Here is a 14,772-nt window from a genome sequence, read left to right on the forward strand (position 1 = left end):
GCTTACTTCGTATACTTCACCGTTTTTTGCAACATTTAAGTTTTAAAAGAGTGCTTTTTCTAATCATTCATTTTGAAACGAATGAAAAAGCAACTCATTGTAAAACGTGCCCGCTACGTTGTAATGCTTAATCTGTTCTTCTATAATGGAAACAAATAGAAGGGAGCGTTTAGCATGTCTGAAAAATTCGAGCAACAACTAGATGGTTTATTAGAAAAGTACACGGAGTTATTACTAGGAGAAAGTACGGAGGAGCGTAAAGAAAAAGTAAAAGCTTGGGTACTTTACACATATATCGCGAAATCGATGCCGCCATTGGCCAAACATTGGAATGACCAATACCCAGATGCAAAGCAAGAAATGATGTCTCTTATTTCTGAAATTAAGCAATTAAACGAAGAACATAGGGCAAAGAAGTAAATAGAATATTTATGTACACGCGGCTTATTATTGTAAGTCGTGTTTTTTTATTAGAGGAAATATTCGCTAACGGATATACAAAGAGATGCTGACCTAGTTGAGCAACTTGCGGACATTAAAAAAGCAAGGGGGGGGGTATATTTTTGCTAGAAGCACAAAAATCCGCTCTAGGCGCACAAAAAATATGACTTGGTGCACTACTTTTAGCCTCAGGTGCACACAAAGCGTGATAGGCGATCGAAAAATAAATCTAGCCGCACACAAATTAACTAATCTAGGTAAAAACACATATACACGTATAGGTAAAATCACTAATTTCCTCTAACAATTTATACAAAAATAGCTTTTTCCATCAAAAAAAAGAAAAAGCTCCTTATTTGGTTAAAATCAAGTCGAGGCAAACAGTTTCTACCCCGACTCGCCACAATTTTATTAAACAACCTACTGCATCATCCCGCCACTCCCATAAGGAAACTGATTTGTATATCCTTGAAATTGCTTCTCTGTTTGCTGCATCTTCTGTGCATCTGCTTGCTCTAAGCTGTACCAACCTTGTTGGAACATCAGGTTATACAGTTCACGTTGGCTGTTTTGCGTTTCTGTAAAAATGGCTAACAAGTCAGAATAGATATGTTGGTTACTTGCCTCATTTAATGCCGTACAATATGCATCCGTCATATACTTTTCCGTTGCTAACATATCGTTTATAAAATCACGATCATTCATTTCTGGTGTTTTTGCCACTTGTGATTCTGGATTTTGAATTTTCCCTTGTTTCATCCTTATTCAGCCCCTTTCTATTGTAATGGTGCTTGTTGAAGATTCGAACTCTTACAGTGACTTAATATCTTTTCATAGTGGCGTTGGTGCATCTGTCCTACTTTATCAATTGCTTGTTTTATTTCTTGGTCTTGGCATTGTTGAGCAAAAAAGTGAGCTTTTTTCATCGCAAGTAAATTCCATGACATCATATCTGTTAAATATAAAGAATCCTTTGTCGTTACAACGTCAGGTGGCTGTTGAAAAATCGCTTGCTGCTGCGACATGTTTGGTTGCTGCGCTGGTTGTTGTTGCATAAAAAAACCTCCCAATTTAAAATTGAATTAATTTAATCATCGGTTCGTTTAGTGAAAAACGAAAGTTAAGCATTATGTATAGAAGTTTTATTAGTGTTTCACTTCAACACCACTTAAATATAATGTGTACAACAATCGTTTTTCGTATAGTAATCCTACATTTTAAAATTCTCTTAATCATTTGTAATTTGTCCACTTGCACAAAAACTATTCCGTTCCCCCCGTGAATTTTTAGTGACTGAAGTAAAAAAATTACCAGAAAAAAATTAGACAAATTCTTCATAATATCGACATTTTCTTGTATTCAACGCCCGAAAAAGATGATAGAATTAGTTTGGCTATTTTAATTGAGACACACGTGAAAGCGTTTACTATACATTTTCAAAATGGCTTTGTTAAAGGATATGTTTGATTTTTATTCCTTTCTAGCGGTTGATTTCCGTGCAAGTCGTAGACTCCTGCGGGAGTAGCGGGGGACTGGAGACCCCACAGGCGAAGCCGAGGAGGCTCCAGCCACGCCCGCGGAAAGCGGAGACTTGCACGGAAATCAACAGCGGTGTTTAACAGAGCCTTCAAAAAAGAGAACACATCTTAGAGGAGTACGGGAGGTTTTTTATAATGGAACAATTAATGCGCAATACCTTCTTATTTTTATCAAAAAACAAATCGTTAACGAAACTAGCAAAAAAGTACGGATTACGCTTTGGAGCTGGTCGATTTGTTGCTGGAGAAACAATTGACCAAGCAGTTAAAGCCATTCAAGACTTAAACAGCAAAAATCTATGTGTAACAATCGACTATTTAGGAGAGTTCATTGATACAGAAGCAGAAGCAAACGAAATGGCGGACAACTCTATTGAAGCAATTCGTGCAATCGGAAGCCAAAAGTTAGATTCACAGCTTTCTTTAAAAATGACATCTATGGGTCTAGACATTTCCGATGAAATCGTTATGGCTAACATGCGTCGTATTTTAGATGCGGCAAAAGAAAATGGCGTATTCGTTACAATCGACATGGAAGACTATACTCGTTGTGAAAAAACGATTCAAGTCTTTAAAAAGCTTCGTGAAGACTATGACAACGTTGGAACAGTTATACAATCTTACTTATATAGAACGGTTTCAGACATGGAAGACTTAAACCAATATAAGCCAAACCTTCGTCTTGTTAAAGGTGCATACAAAGAGTCACCTGAAGTTGCTTATCCAGAAAAGAAAGACGTAGACGACAATTTCAAAAAAATTATCAAAATGCACTTATTAAATGGAAACTACACAGCTGTTGCGACACATGATGACGCAATGATTGAATATACAAAGCAAATTGTAAAAGAACACAACATTCCAAACGACCAATTCGAATTCCAAATGTTATATGGTATTCGCGAAGAGCGCCAATTAGAGCTTGTAAAAGAAGGCTATAAAATGCGTGTTTACGTACCATACGGAACAGACTGGTACGGATACTTTATGCGCCGCTTATCAGAGCGCCCAGCAAACGTTGCATTCGTGTTAAAAGGTATTATAAAGAAATAAAATAAAGATGAGAGATTGCTTCTTGCAGACTCTCATCTTTTTTATTTTGACAGCTATTTAAAGACCACGTTGATTTCGAACAATGCTTCGCTTTTCCCGAGCATGTCTTAGTCCAGGCTAACTCAACTAATTTTAAAGAGAATATCACTTCAATAAATGATACCTGTTTACTGTCATAGGTGGCTCTTCATAACATCCTTTTTCAATAAGCAAATCGGCTCCGTCCCGCGAATATTTAGTAGCTACCGCTATTAACTTCCCGAACAATACGCCTAAATCATTTCTGGTACTCGAAGCTAATGATAAACTGAAATTAGACATACCAATAGAGTTTAACGTGTCTACGTGAAAAAGCATGAGCTTTTCAGAGTAAGCAGGCTCTGTTGAATCGGTAACGATACTTGCCCCCGATGATGGGACCTCGGTTTTATTTTTTATTAGTACGTCAGTTAATTGTATAATGTTATCTTCGGCGATTTTTACACCTCTATGGAAGAAATTTTTAATCTTTTTTGTTTTTGTCGTTTGTGAAAATCCCATCAATAATAATTTTCCGATAAAATTTGTTTCAATGTTTAATCCAAGTTCGGAGAGCTCCATTGCAGTAAGCGGTCTTTTTTTTGTGAAAAAGTCATTAGAATGGATAAAACTATGTTCTTTCGGCATATTCATAGATGGCGTTCGATTGTAAATCCCCATCTCTAGCATAAGGTCAACAAGTTCTTGGTAAAGTTGTACGGACTTATGAAGAAAAAGTTGAAACATATCACGTACATCTTTTCTTGTCGATTGAGCTAATTTACTACTCTGTAACATCATACCTGATTTTAATGAATGGTAAATGTATTGTATGTAAAACAAATCAGAGTACAATCTGGGTGCGTGTAAATGAACATCTTTTTCGGTAAATCCATCCGGTTTTATCATGTTTTCGTTTGTAAATAGATTTTGTAGAAGAGCAATTCGCTCTTCTGTAATAGTGATAGCTTTTGTAACGATAGTTTTAACTCTTTCATCTTCTGCGGTTACTTCAAAATGCTTCATGATACAAGAAGCCATCGTGTTATATAAATAACTTGACCATATTGAGCTTATTTCGGAAGAAGTTAGTTGAACTTTATGTTCCATTTCTTTTATCATCCCTTATAAAAATTAAGTCATCGTATATCTATTCAACTCTTCCTTTAGTTTGTACAAAATTGGTAAGATAAATGCATAAAAAGAACCAACTCCTATAAGAATAGAAGTTGGTTCATAAAATTCAGTCCTGCATATTATGCTTTTTATATTGTTGATTTTGACTTGTTTTTTTACCGGCCATGTCCATTTCGTTAGTAGGACCAGCGTTTCCTTTTACACTAGCTGCACTTTTCGCTGCTTGAGAAGGTTGTTTTTTCATCCGTGCCATTAGTAATCACCTCCAATTATAAATTCTCCAATTAGTGACTTAAATATGACTAATACATTTATTATTTGGAAACCGCTGTTGATTGTAGCACAAGCCTCCGCTTTCCTTGGAAAATTAGAGAATATAATTTAAAATGGTTAGTTTTACGCAATTAATATAATTACCAATGAAGTTGATGATAGCACGAGGTGCGAGACTCCTCGAAAATACTACCACATTTTCTTCGTGCGATGTATCGACGTCGCAGCCTTCCTTGTCCAGCGGGAGAAGTGTGTCAAGGGAGACCCCGCAGGCGCTAGAGCGTCGAGGAGTAGGTTTTTTCACGACAGTGAAAACAACCTTCCTTTTTGCCACTAGCGGAAAGCGAGTACCTCGTGCTATCATCAACAGTTAGTACCGTATCTATTTCTTTAATTAATAGGAAAGTATATTTTTCGAAATATTATGATGTTTATATATTGCGAAAATTTAAAAAATGTTTTATAGTTAGAGACAAAGGAACTTCTTGTAAGGATTTAAAATTTTTTGTCATAAAAATGAATGAGTATTCATTCAACTGTTATTAAAGTGAGTACATCTTCACTATTCACTACTACATACGAAATTGAATGAATACCTTGTAAGTAAAACAATCTCATAATGACGGTTCGTTTAGTGAAAAACGTATTATTTTCTAAAAAAGTGAAGGGTGTTCATCTTACTATGTGTATTTAAAATTGAACACAGTCAATAATTCGTTTTTCGTTTAGTAATCATAAATTATGAAGCTGACTCAATTAAAAGAAGTGCCAAAACAAAAAGCCTAAGGGGGAGGAAGAATGAAACGTCGTATTAATAAAGCAGCAGTAATTGGATCGGGTGTGATGGGATCTGGAATTGCAGCTGTGCTTGCGAATGTTGGAATTCCAACACTACTGTTAGACATTGTTCCGAATAAGTTAACTCCAGAAGAAGAGCAAAAAGGACTATCGCTTCAAGATAAATCAGTACGTAATCGTATAACCAATACATCTCTACAAAAATTATTAAAACAAAAGCCAGCTCCATTAACAACGAAATCCAATCTTCAACTTATTGAAGCAGGAAACTTAGAAGACGACCTATCCAAGTTAAAAGACTGTGACTGGGTAATTGAAGTTATTGTCGAAAACCTTGAAATTAAAAAGCAGTTATTTGAAAAAGTAGATCAACACCGTAAACCAGGTAGTATTATCAGTTCCAATACGTCTGGAATATCCATTGAAGCAATGGCAGAAGGTCGTTCCGGAGACTTCCAAAAGCACTTCCTTGGAACACACTTTTTCAACCCACCACGATACTTAAAATTGTTAGAAGTAATTCCGACAGCGAAAACAGACAATGAAGTTGTACAATTCATGAAAGTTTTCGGTGAGGATGTTTTAGGTAAAGGAATTGTATTTGCAAAAGATACACCGAACTTTATCGCTAACCGCATCGGTACTTACGGCTTACTAGTAACCGTAAAAGAAATGTTAGAAGGCGGATATAGTGTCGGGGAAGTTGATTCCATTACTGGACCTGCGATTGGACGTCCGAAAAGTGCTACTTTCCGTACACTAGATGTAGTCGGACTAGACACATTCATTCATGTTGCCAACAACGTGTTTGAAAAAGTAGAAGGTGCCGAGAAAGAAGTATTCCGTGTAGACGACTTTATGTTAAAAATGCGTGACAACGGTTGGCTTGGAAGTAAGTCTGGGCAAGGCTTCTACTTAAAACAAGGAAAAGAAATTTTAGAATTAAACTACGAAACATTAGAATATGAGCCACGCAAAAAATTAAAAACAGCAGCAACGGAAGCAAGCAAACAAGCAAAAGGTTTTAGTAACAAAATGAAAGCGCTTGTATATGAAGATGACCGCGCTAGCAACTTACTTTGGAAAATATTAGCTCCGGTATTAAGCTATTCCGCAGACTTACTAGGAGAAATTGCAGACGATATCGTTGCGATTGACCAAGCGATGAAATGGGGCTTCGGTTGGGAACATGGCCCATTCGAAACGTGGGATGCAATTGGGATAGAAGAATCTGTTTTAAAAATGAAAGAAGACGGTATTAAAGTTCCAGCTTGGGTAGATGAATTCCTAGCTAATGGAAACCGCTCTTTCTATAAAAAAGATAACGGTACAGTTTCTTTCTACGATAATGGTGAATACAAACTTTTAGAACAAAATAAGAAAGTTATTCACTTAAAATCTTTGAAAGAGCAAAACCGTGTTATTAAGAAAAATAGTGGTGCAAGCCTAATTGACATCGGTGACGATGTGGCATTACTAGAATTCACTTCACCTAACAATGCCATCGGCTTAGACATCTTACAAATGGTAGGCCAAGCGCTAGAGGAAGTGGATAAAAACTATAAAGGTCTTGTAATTGGAAACCAAGGAAAGAACTTCTGCGTTGGTGCCAACTTAGCGATGATTTTAATGGAAGCACAAGATGACAACTATTTTGAAATTGATATGGTTGTCCGTCATTTCCAAAATGCGATGCAAAAAATCAAATATAGTAACAAGCCAGTTGTTGCAGCAACATTCGGTATGACACTAGGTGGCGGTACGGAAATCAGCTTACCGACTTCTTCCATCCAAGCTTCAAGTGAAACATATATGGGCTTAGTAGAAGTTGGAGTTGGTCTAATCCCTGGTGGAGGCGGAAACAAAGAGCTTTACTTAAAGCACTTAAACTCGATGCCAGAAGGATTAGATTATGACTTGCAAAAAGTAGCAAACAAAGTGTTTGAAACGATTGCAACAGCCAAAGTTTCAACATCTGCTGCGGAAGCACGCGACTTACATTTCTTAAGCAGCAATGACGGCATCAGCATGAATGGAGATCACCTCATTCACGATGCAAAACAATCTGTGCTGCGTTTACACGAAGTTGGATACAATCCACCTGTTCGTAAAAAAGTGCCAGTAACAGGTGAAACTGGATACGCCACGTTAATGCTTGGCGCACACAACATGCACTACTCTGGCTACATTTCCGAGCATGATTTAAAAATTGCTTCCAAACTAGCCAATGTAATTGCTGGAGGGAAAGTTCCATACGGCACACTTGTGGATGAACAGTATTTATTAGATATCGAACGTGAGGCATTCTTAAGCTTAGTAGGAGAATTCAAATCCCAACAAAGAATGCAACACATGCTTGTTAAAGGAAAACCATTAAGAAACTAACATATAAATTTATTTGAAAAGCGAGGGGAGCAATTTGTTTAAAGAAGCTGTTATTGTAGCTGGTGCGAGAACGCCAGTCGGTAGATCAAAGAAGGGGTCACTTGCAACGGTGAGACCTGATGATTTAGGGGCACTAGTAGTAAGAGAAACGTTAAGAAGAGCGAGTGGCTATGACGGACCAATAGATGACTTAATTTTTGGATGTGCGATGCCAGAAGCAGAACAGGGTTTGAACATGGCACGTAATATTGGAGGGCTAGCTGGTCTACCATCAAGCGTTCCTGCCATTACGATTAACCGATATTGTTCATCTGGTTTACAAACCATCGCTTATGCTGCAGAAAGAATTATGTTGGGCCATTCAGAAACAATCATTGCGGGTGGAGCGGAATCGATGAGCATGGTCCCTATGGTTGGTCATACAGTTCGTCCAAATGCAAGATTAGTAGATTCTGCACCTGAATATTACATGAGCATGGGCCACACGGCAGAACAAGTAGCAAATAAATATGGTGTGAGCCGTGAAGACCAAGACGCATTTGCCGTACGCAGTCATCAAAAAGCTGCTGCAGCAATCGCAGAAGGTAGATTTGTGGATGAAATCGTTCCAGTAGATGTGAAAATTAATCAAATTGGTTCAGATAATAAAGTGAAAACAAACTCTTTCACCTTTAGCCAAGACGAAGGAGTACGCGCAGGCACAAACATGGAAATACTAGCAAAACTACGTCCGGCATTCAATGTAAAAGGATCTGTCACAGCAGGTAACTCCTCACAAACAAGCGACGGAGCAGCATCCGTTCTAGTTATGGAGCGCGAAAGAGCAGAAGCGCTTGGTCTAAAGCCAATCGCAAAATTCCGTTCGTTTGCTGTTGGTGGAGTACCACCAGAAGTAATGGGGATTGGTCCTGTTGTTGCCATTCCAAAAGCATTAAAGATAGCTGGTCTAGAACTTTCCGATATTGGACTTATCGAATTAAACGAAGCATTTGCATCTCAAGCAATTCAAGTAATGAGAGAGCTAAACATAGATGAAGAAAAAGTAAACGTAAACGGTGGAGCTATCGCTTTAGGTCATCCACTAGGATGTACGGGAAGCAAGCTAACATTAACACTTTTACACGAAATGAAACGCCGTAACGAACAATTCGGCCTTGTCAGCATGTGTATCGGCGGCGGTATGGGTGCTGCAGGAGTATTTGAACTTTTAGCATAGTTTTGACTTTGTTAAATCTTAATGTTGTTTATTAGTAAGAAATAGCGGTTGATTTCCGTGCAAGGCGGAGACTCCTGCGGGAGAAGCGGGAGACGGGAGACCCCACAGACGCGAATGCGTCGAGGAGTAGGTTTTTTCACGACAGTGAAAATAACCTTCCTTTTTCCCGCCCGCGGAAAGCGAAGCCTTGCACGGAAATCAACAGCGGTCTTAGAAATAGTTTATTAGAAAGAGGGCAAACAGACTCTCTTGCTAAACTACAAACCAAGGGGGATTTACCATGTCTAATACGTTAGAAAATGTTGTAAAAGGCGGAAGCTTTTTATTAGATGATATTGATTGCGAGAAAGTTTTCACACCAGAAGATTTCTCAGATGAACATAAACTAATTGCGAAAACTACGGAAGAATTCGTCGTAAACGAAGTAGTTCCAAACCTAGAAGAAATCGAACATCACAACTTTGACATTTCTGTCAAACTATTAAAAGAAGCTGGAGAGCTTGGACTATTAGGAGCTGACGTGCCAGAAGAGTACGGTGGATTCGGATTAGACAAAATTAGTTCTTCTTTAATTACAGAAAAATTCTCACGTGCAGGAGGATTCTCATTATCTTACGGAGCACACGTAGGAATTGGATCATTACCAATCGTACTTTTTGGAAACGAGGAGCAAAAACATAAATACCTTCCAAAGTTAGCAACAGGTGAGTGGTTAGCAGCTTACGCATTAACAGAGCCAGGTTCAGGTTCAGACGCATTAGGTGCAAAGACAACTGCTAAGCTAAACGACGAGGGCACTCACTACGTATTAAACGGTGAAAAACAATGGATTACAAACGCTGGTTTTGCTGACGTATTCGTAGTTTATGCAAAAGTAGACGGGGAGCACTTCTCTGCATTCATCGTAGAACGTAAATTTGATGGCGTTTCTGTTGGACCAGAAGAAAAGAAAATGGGTATTAAAGGGTCTTCTACTCGTACATTAATTTTAGAAGATGCAGTTGTACCCAAAGAAAACTTATTAGGTGAAGTAGGGCGCGGACACGTTATCGCATTCAATATTTTAAATATCGGTCGATACAAGTTAGCTGTTGGTGTTGTTGGTGGTTCTAAGCGTGGTATCGAGCTTTCAGCAACATATGCAAACCAACGTCAACAATTCAAAACACCGATTGCAAAGTTCTCATTAATTCAAGAAAAAATCGCGAACATGGCAACGAAAACATACGCAGCGGAAAGTTCTGTATACCGTACAGTAGGTTTATATGAAGATAATCAAGGTCGTTTAACACCAGAACAAGAGAAAGACCCGAAAGCAGTAGCAAACGCAATTGCTGAATATGCAATTGAGTGTTCCTTAAACAAAGTATTCGGTTCAGAAACATTAGACTATGTTGCCGATGAAGGCGTTCAAATCCACGGTGGATATGGCTTTATGGCAGAATACGAGATTGAAAGAATGTATCGTGACTCTCGTATTAACCGAATTTTTGAAGGTACAAACGAAATCAACCGCTTATTAGTGCCAGGCACTTTCCTTCGTAAAGCATTAAAAGGCGAGCTGCCTTTAATTCAAAAGGCAATGGGCTTACAAGAAGAATTAATGATGCTAATGCCAGAAGAAGTAGGCGACGGCGTATTAGAGCAAGAAAAGTATTTAGTAAAGAATGCAAAGAAAATGGGAATCTTACTAACAGGCTTAGTTGCTCAGAAGTACGGAAAAGCACTTGAAAAAGAGCAAGAGCTACTACACAATATTGCAGACATCATTAGCAACGTATACGCAATGGAATCTGTTGTCTTACGTACAGAAAAAGCAATTAAAAAAGTTGGCGAAGAAAAAGCAAAACAAAAAATTCTTTACACACAAGTATTTTGCCAAGAAGCGTTTAACGAAATCGAAGCAGATTCAAAAGAAACGCTTGTTGCAACAGAGCAAGGTGACACATTACGTATGATGATGTCCGCTCTACGTAAATTTACTCGCCACACACCAATCAACGTAATCGCGAAAAAACGCGAAATCGCTGCTGGTGTGCTAGAAGCACAGAAATATATAGTTTAATCTAGAAAAATACAAAACCCCAATCTCGTTGTTCGTTCGAGGTTGGGGTTAATTTTATCACTCATATACAGCTTCAATCGCCAATCCTTCTCCATTTACGGTACGCTCACCAAACAAAGTAATAACCGTACAAGAAGATATAGATAAAGAGCCATCTTTTTCATCAACAGAAGAGCTGTATTCTACTAACAAACCTTCAATTAACATTTCCCCAGAAGGGTCTAGCGCCATTACTTTCTTTCCTTCAAGAGAACGCAAACGAGCTTTTATTAAAAAAGTATCCCACTTCTCCCAATTTGTCAAAATACAAGCGGGACTGCCATCAGCTAAATAGCCTAGTTTACTATTCTCATCATTCACCATACCGTCCAATGCTAATAAGATTTCTTTTAACCACCCATTAATCGCTTTATATTCTTTCATGGATAAATTTTGAGCAAATTCTCCGATTAACGTACGATCATTTTCTGCATCTAATTTCATTGTAATTAATTTTTTCCCATAATCTAAAACTCTTGAATATTCACCGTTAAAACTAGTCCATCCTAGCTTTCGCATTACACTATCTATATTTATATTATTCTCAGACGTCACCGTAACCGTAAACATAACACTCACCTTCCTAATCAATCATGCTATGAATAAGTGTAAAGGTTAGTGGAATTTATTACTGTGATGAAACTCACACAACATAAGAAAATCTCCTCAACATAAACCAATTGTGAAGACTTTTTGAACCATCTAAATAGTGTATCAAATGTCACATCTCCAACGCTTTCCTTTTTTTATGATAAAAGTGCATTAAACATAATGTTGAAATTCACTAAAATTCGCTCGCTTTCCGCGGACGAACCATCGAGCCTCCTCGTTCCTGCGGGGTCCCGATTGGCTCGTTTTTCCGCAGGAGTCTCGCAATTTTTAGTGAATTTCAACGAATACTGTTAATTTATTCTTTTTAGTAGTCTTACAATAAACATCCTTTCAAACAAGGAAGTTAGAGGAGGTCATAATAGTGGCAAGAATCGGAAAAGACTGGAATCCAGAAAACGAACAATTTTGGGAGAAAGAAGGGAAGCGACATGCAAGGAGAAATCTTTCTATCTCTGTTCCAGCTTTATTTTTAGCGTTTGCAGTATGGCAAATCTGGTCGGTTGTTGCAGTTCGTCTTAACGACGTAGGTTTTGCGTTTACTTCGAGTGAGTTATTCACTTTAGCAGCTCTCCCAGGATTAACTGGGGCAACATTACGTATTTTTTACACATTCATGCCAGGTATATTTGGTGGGAAAAATTGGACAATATTCTCCACAACAACGTTACTAATTCCAGCAATCGGAATAGGAATTGCAGTGCAAAATCCTGAAACTTCTTTTACAACAATGGCCATTCTAGCTGCACTTTGTGGTTTTGGTGGAGGTAATTTTTCTTCCTCCATGGCTAATATAAGTTTCTTTTATCCGAAAAAAGCAAAAGGGGCAGCTCTTGGAATTAATGCAGGTATCGGAAACTTAGGGGTAAGTGCTGTTCAGTTTTTAACACCTATTATTATTACGTTAGGTGTGTTCGGTGCAATTGGTGGAGCAAACCAAACGACAGCAACTGGATCAACAGTTTGGATCCAGAATGCAGCCTTTATCTGGGTAGTACCAATTATCATCGTAGTAATTGCAGCGATGTTCGGAATGGATAATATTCCTTCTGCGAAACAATCTTTCAAAGCACAATCTGTTATTTTCAAAAGAAAGCATACATGGATTATGACATGGCTTTACACAATGTGTTTCGGTTCTTTCATCGGTTATGCAGCAGCATTTCCGCTTTTATTAAAAACGGAGTTTGCAGATCTAAACGTTGTTCATTTAGCATTCATTGGTCCTTTACTTGGAGCATTAATCCGTCCTGTCGGTGGTTGGCTATCTGACAAACTAGGTGGAGCAATCGTCACATTTTGGGATATTGTTATTATGATTGCAGCTACATTTGGAGTTATCTATTTTGTTAATCAAAATAACTTTACTGGTTTCTTAATTATGTTCCTCATTCTTTTCACTACGACTGGTATTGCAAACGGTTCAACATTCCGTATGATTCCGTTTATTTTCCCAGAAAAAGAAGCAGCACCAGTACTTGGCTTCACAGCAGCCATTGCAGCCTATGGTGCATTTTTGATACCGAAAATTTTCGGTTGGTCTGTAGATACAACAGGTGCAGTCGATATGGCCCTTTATATTTTAATCGGTTACTATGTTATCAGCTTAGGAGTTACTTGGTACTACTACGCAAGAAAAAATGCAGAAGTGAAATGTTAATTTAGAGATTGACCTTATGTCTAATGGACGTAGGGTCTTTTTAATAGGATTAGTAAAAAAGTTATTGATTAATTAAGTTGATGTTTGCGGAAGGTGGGAGACTCCTGCGGGGAAAGTGCGTCAAGGGAGACCCCGGAAGTGCGGAGCACTGAGGAGGCTCCCGAGACCACCCGCGGAAAGCGAGCACCTTCCGCAAACATCAACACTTAGTAATACATCTAAATTATTTTATTATATAGTTCACAATCTCTTCACAAGAATATACCTTTTGCTTCCGGTGTGATGTATGTCACAGAACGTTAGAGGCACCGGGCTTACAATAAAAGTATCAAAAAAAACTAGCTTGGAGAGATGTGAAATGGGCGAAATGATACAAACATTAAAAGATCAATTGAAAAGACCGATGCGCGATATCCGTATCTCTGTTACAGACCAATGTAATTTTAGATGTGCATATTGTATGCCAGCAGAACTTTTCGGCCCAGATTTTCCATTTCTACAAGAAAAAGAGCTGTTAAGTTTTGAAGAGATTGTTCGCATTACAAAAATTCTTGCAGCATTTGGTGTCGAAAAAGTAAGGCTAACCGGTGGAGAACCACTGTTAAGAAAAGACTTGCCAATATTAGTCGAGCAATTGAATGCAATTGAAGGTATAAAAGATGTAGCCTTAACAACGAATGGAGTTCACTTACCAAAGCAAGCTAGAGCTCTAGCAGGTGCTGGATTAAAACGTGTTAACATAAGCCTTGATACATTAGATGAGGAACTACTCAAGAAGATAAACGGCCGTGGTGTTGGTGTTAAGCCAATCTTAAAAGGGATACAAGCAGCAATAGACGCAGGACTTGAAGTGAAGATAAATATGGTTGTGAAGAAAGGTTTAAATGACCAACATATTGTGCCGATGACAAAATACTTTAAAGAACTTGGAGTTCAACTACGTTTTATTGAGTTTATGGACGTTGGTACTTCAAACGGTTGGAAGTTTGATTACGTTGTTACGAAAAAAGAAAGTTTTGATATACTATCTCAACACTTTGAGTTAGAACCAGTAAAGCCAACGTATTTTGGAGAAGTAGCGAAAAGATACCGTCATAAAGGTACAGATGCACAAATCGGTTTTATTACATCTGTTTCCGAAGCATTTTGTTCTAGTTGCACACGTGCTAGACTTTCAGCTGATGGTAAGTTTTATAACTGCTTATTTGCAACAGAAGGTTCTTCCTTAAAAGATGTTATACGCGAAGGAGCATCAGACGAATACTTAACTTACATGATTAAACGCATATGGGAGAAAAGGGCAGATCGTTACTCCGAAGAGCGAACAGAAGAAAGTGCAAAGCAACGAAAAAAAATAGAGATGTCTTACATTGGGGGATGAAGTTCAACTATGTATGATAAAAAGGTGGAGATGAACTTGATAAGGCGTCTCAAGTTCATTTTGGCTAAAGCAAAAAAGAAAAATGAACTTGATAATACTAATTTGAATTGATTTCAAAAAAAATGCACTTCTTGAATCTAAGAAGTGCATTCTTTCTAT

12 protein-coding genes are annotated in these 14,772 nt (G+C 38.0%); 7 read left to right on the plus strand and 5 right to left on the minus strand.

All coding sequences use genetic code 11. The annotated features are described in order from the left end of the window. Positions 1-174: 174 nt before the first annotated feature. Complete coding sequence (locus CDZ92_RS18750; RefSeq protein ID WP_096156718.1) at positions 175-420, plus strand: YusU family protein; 246 nt, start codon at positions 175-177, stop codon at positions 418-420. A 441-nt stretch (positions 421-861) separates the two neighbouring features. On the opposite strand, the gene CDZ92_RS18755 is transcribed toward CDZ92_RS18750, so the two are convergent. Next, entirely contained in the window at positions 862-1,200 is a 339-nt protein-coding gene (locus tag CDZ92_RS18755) for a spore coat protein (protein WP_096156719.1), read from the minus strand. 17 nt (positions 1,201-1,217) lie between these two features. Beyond that, positions 1,218-1,496, minus strand: coding sequence for a hypothetical protein (locus tag CDZ92_RS18760; RefSeq protein WP_096156720.1), 279 nt, complete (start codon positions 1,494-1,496; stop codon positions 1,218-1,220). 618 nt (positions 1,497-2,114) lie between these two features. Here CDZ92_RS18760 and CDZ92_RS18765 point away from each other — a divergent pair. Beyond that, entirely contained in the window at positions 2,115-3,032 is a 918-nt protein-coding gene (locus CDZ92_RS18765) for a proline dehydrogenase family protein (protein ID WP_096156721.1), read from the plus strand. A gap of 144 nt (positions 3,033-3,176) precedes the next feature. Here CDZ92_RS18765 and CDZ92_RS18770 read toward each other — a convergent pair whose 3' ends face one another. Both CDZ92_RS18770 and CDZ92_RS18775 read right to left on the minus strand, forming a co-directional pair. After that, on the minus strand, positions 3,177-4,160 hold the full coding sequence (locus CDZ92_RS18770; RefSeq protein ID WP_176483819.1) for a DUF3231 family protein: 984 nt from the start codon (positions 4,158-4,160) through the stop codon (positions 3,177-3,179). Between the two features lie 133 nt (positions 4,161-4,293). Continuing rightward, positions 4,294-4,440, minus strand: coding sequence for a YuzL family protein (locus CDZ92_RS18775; RefSeq protein WP_096156723.1), 147 nt, complete (start codon positions 4,438-4,440; stop codon positions 4,294-4,296). 818 nt (positions 4,441-5,258) lie between these two features. Here CDZ92_RS18775 and CDZ92_RS18780 point away from each other — a divergent pair. The 3 genes from CDZ92_RS18780 to CDZ92_RS18795 all read left to right on the plus strand — a co-directional run bounded on the left by CDZ92_RS18780 (position 5,259) and on the right by CDZ92_RS18795 (position 10,924). Then, positions 5,259-7,643: a 3-hydroxyacyl-CoA dehydrogenase/enoyl-CoA hydratase family protein gene (locus CDZ92_RS18780; RefSeq protein ID WP_096156724.1), complete on the plus strand. Its 2,385-nt coding sequence runs from the start codon at positions 5,259-5,261 to the stop codon at positions 7,641-7,643. A 34-nt stretch (positions 7,644-7,677) separates the two neighbouring features. Next, entirely contained in the window at positions 7,678-8,859 is a 1,182-nt protein-coding gene (locus tag CDZ92_RS18785) for an acetyl-CoA C-acetyltransferase (protein WP_096156725.1), read from the plus strand. Between the two features lie 280 nt (positions 8,860-9,139). Beyond that, positions 9,140-10,924 carry an acyl-CoA dehydrogenase family protein gene (locus CDZ92_RS18795; protein ID WP_096156727.1) on the plus strand — a complete coding sequence of 595 codons (1,785 nt, stop codon included), beginning with the start codon at positions 9,140-9,142 and terminating at the stop codon, positions 10,922-10,924. Between the two features lie 57 nt (positions 10,925-10,981). Here the strand turns inward: CDZ92_RS18795 and CDZ92_RS18800 are convergent, their stop codons facing one another. Continuing rightward, positions 10,982-11,533 carry a hypothetical protein gene (locus CDZ92_RS18800; protein WP_096156728.1) on the minus strand — a complete coding sequence of 184 codons (552 nt, stop codon included), beginning with the start codon at positions 11,531-11,533 and terminating at the stop codon, positions 10,982-10,984. Between the two features lie 403 nt (positions 11,534-11,936). On the opposite strand from CDZ92_RS18800, the gene CDZ92_RS18805 reads away from it, so the two are divergent. Both CDZ92_RS18805 and moaA read left to right on the plus strand, forming a co-directional pair. Further along, positions 11,937-13,232 (plus strand): NarK family nitrate/nitrite MFS transporter, encoded by a 1,296-nt coding sequence (locus CDZ92_RS18805; RefSeq protein WP_096156729.1) that lies wholly within the window; start codon positions 11,937-11,939, stop codon positions 13,230-13,232. Positions 13,233-13,599: 367 nt separating this feature from the next. Beyond that, positions 13,600-14,613 (plus strand): GTP 3',8-cyclase MoaA, encoded by a 1,014-nt coding sequence (gene moaA, locus CDZ92_RS18810; protein ID WP_096157070.1) that lies wholly within the window; start codon positions 13,600-13,602, stop codon positions 14,611-14,613. Positions 14,614-14,772 lie beyond the last annotated feature (159 nt).

The sequence above is a fragment of the Bacillus sp. FJAT-45066 genome (genome assembly GCF_002335755.1).
GTDB classification, from domain to species: Bacteria; Bacillota; Bacilli; order Bacillales; family Bacillaceae_I; genus Bacillus_CD; species Bacillus_CD alkalisoli.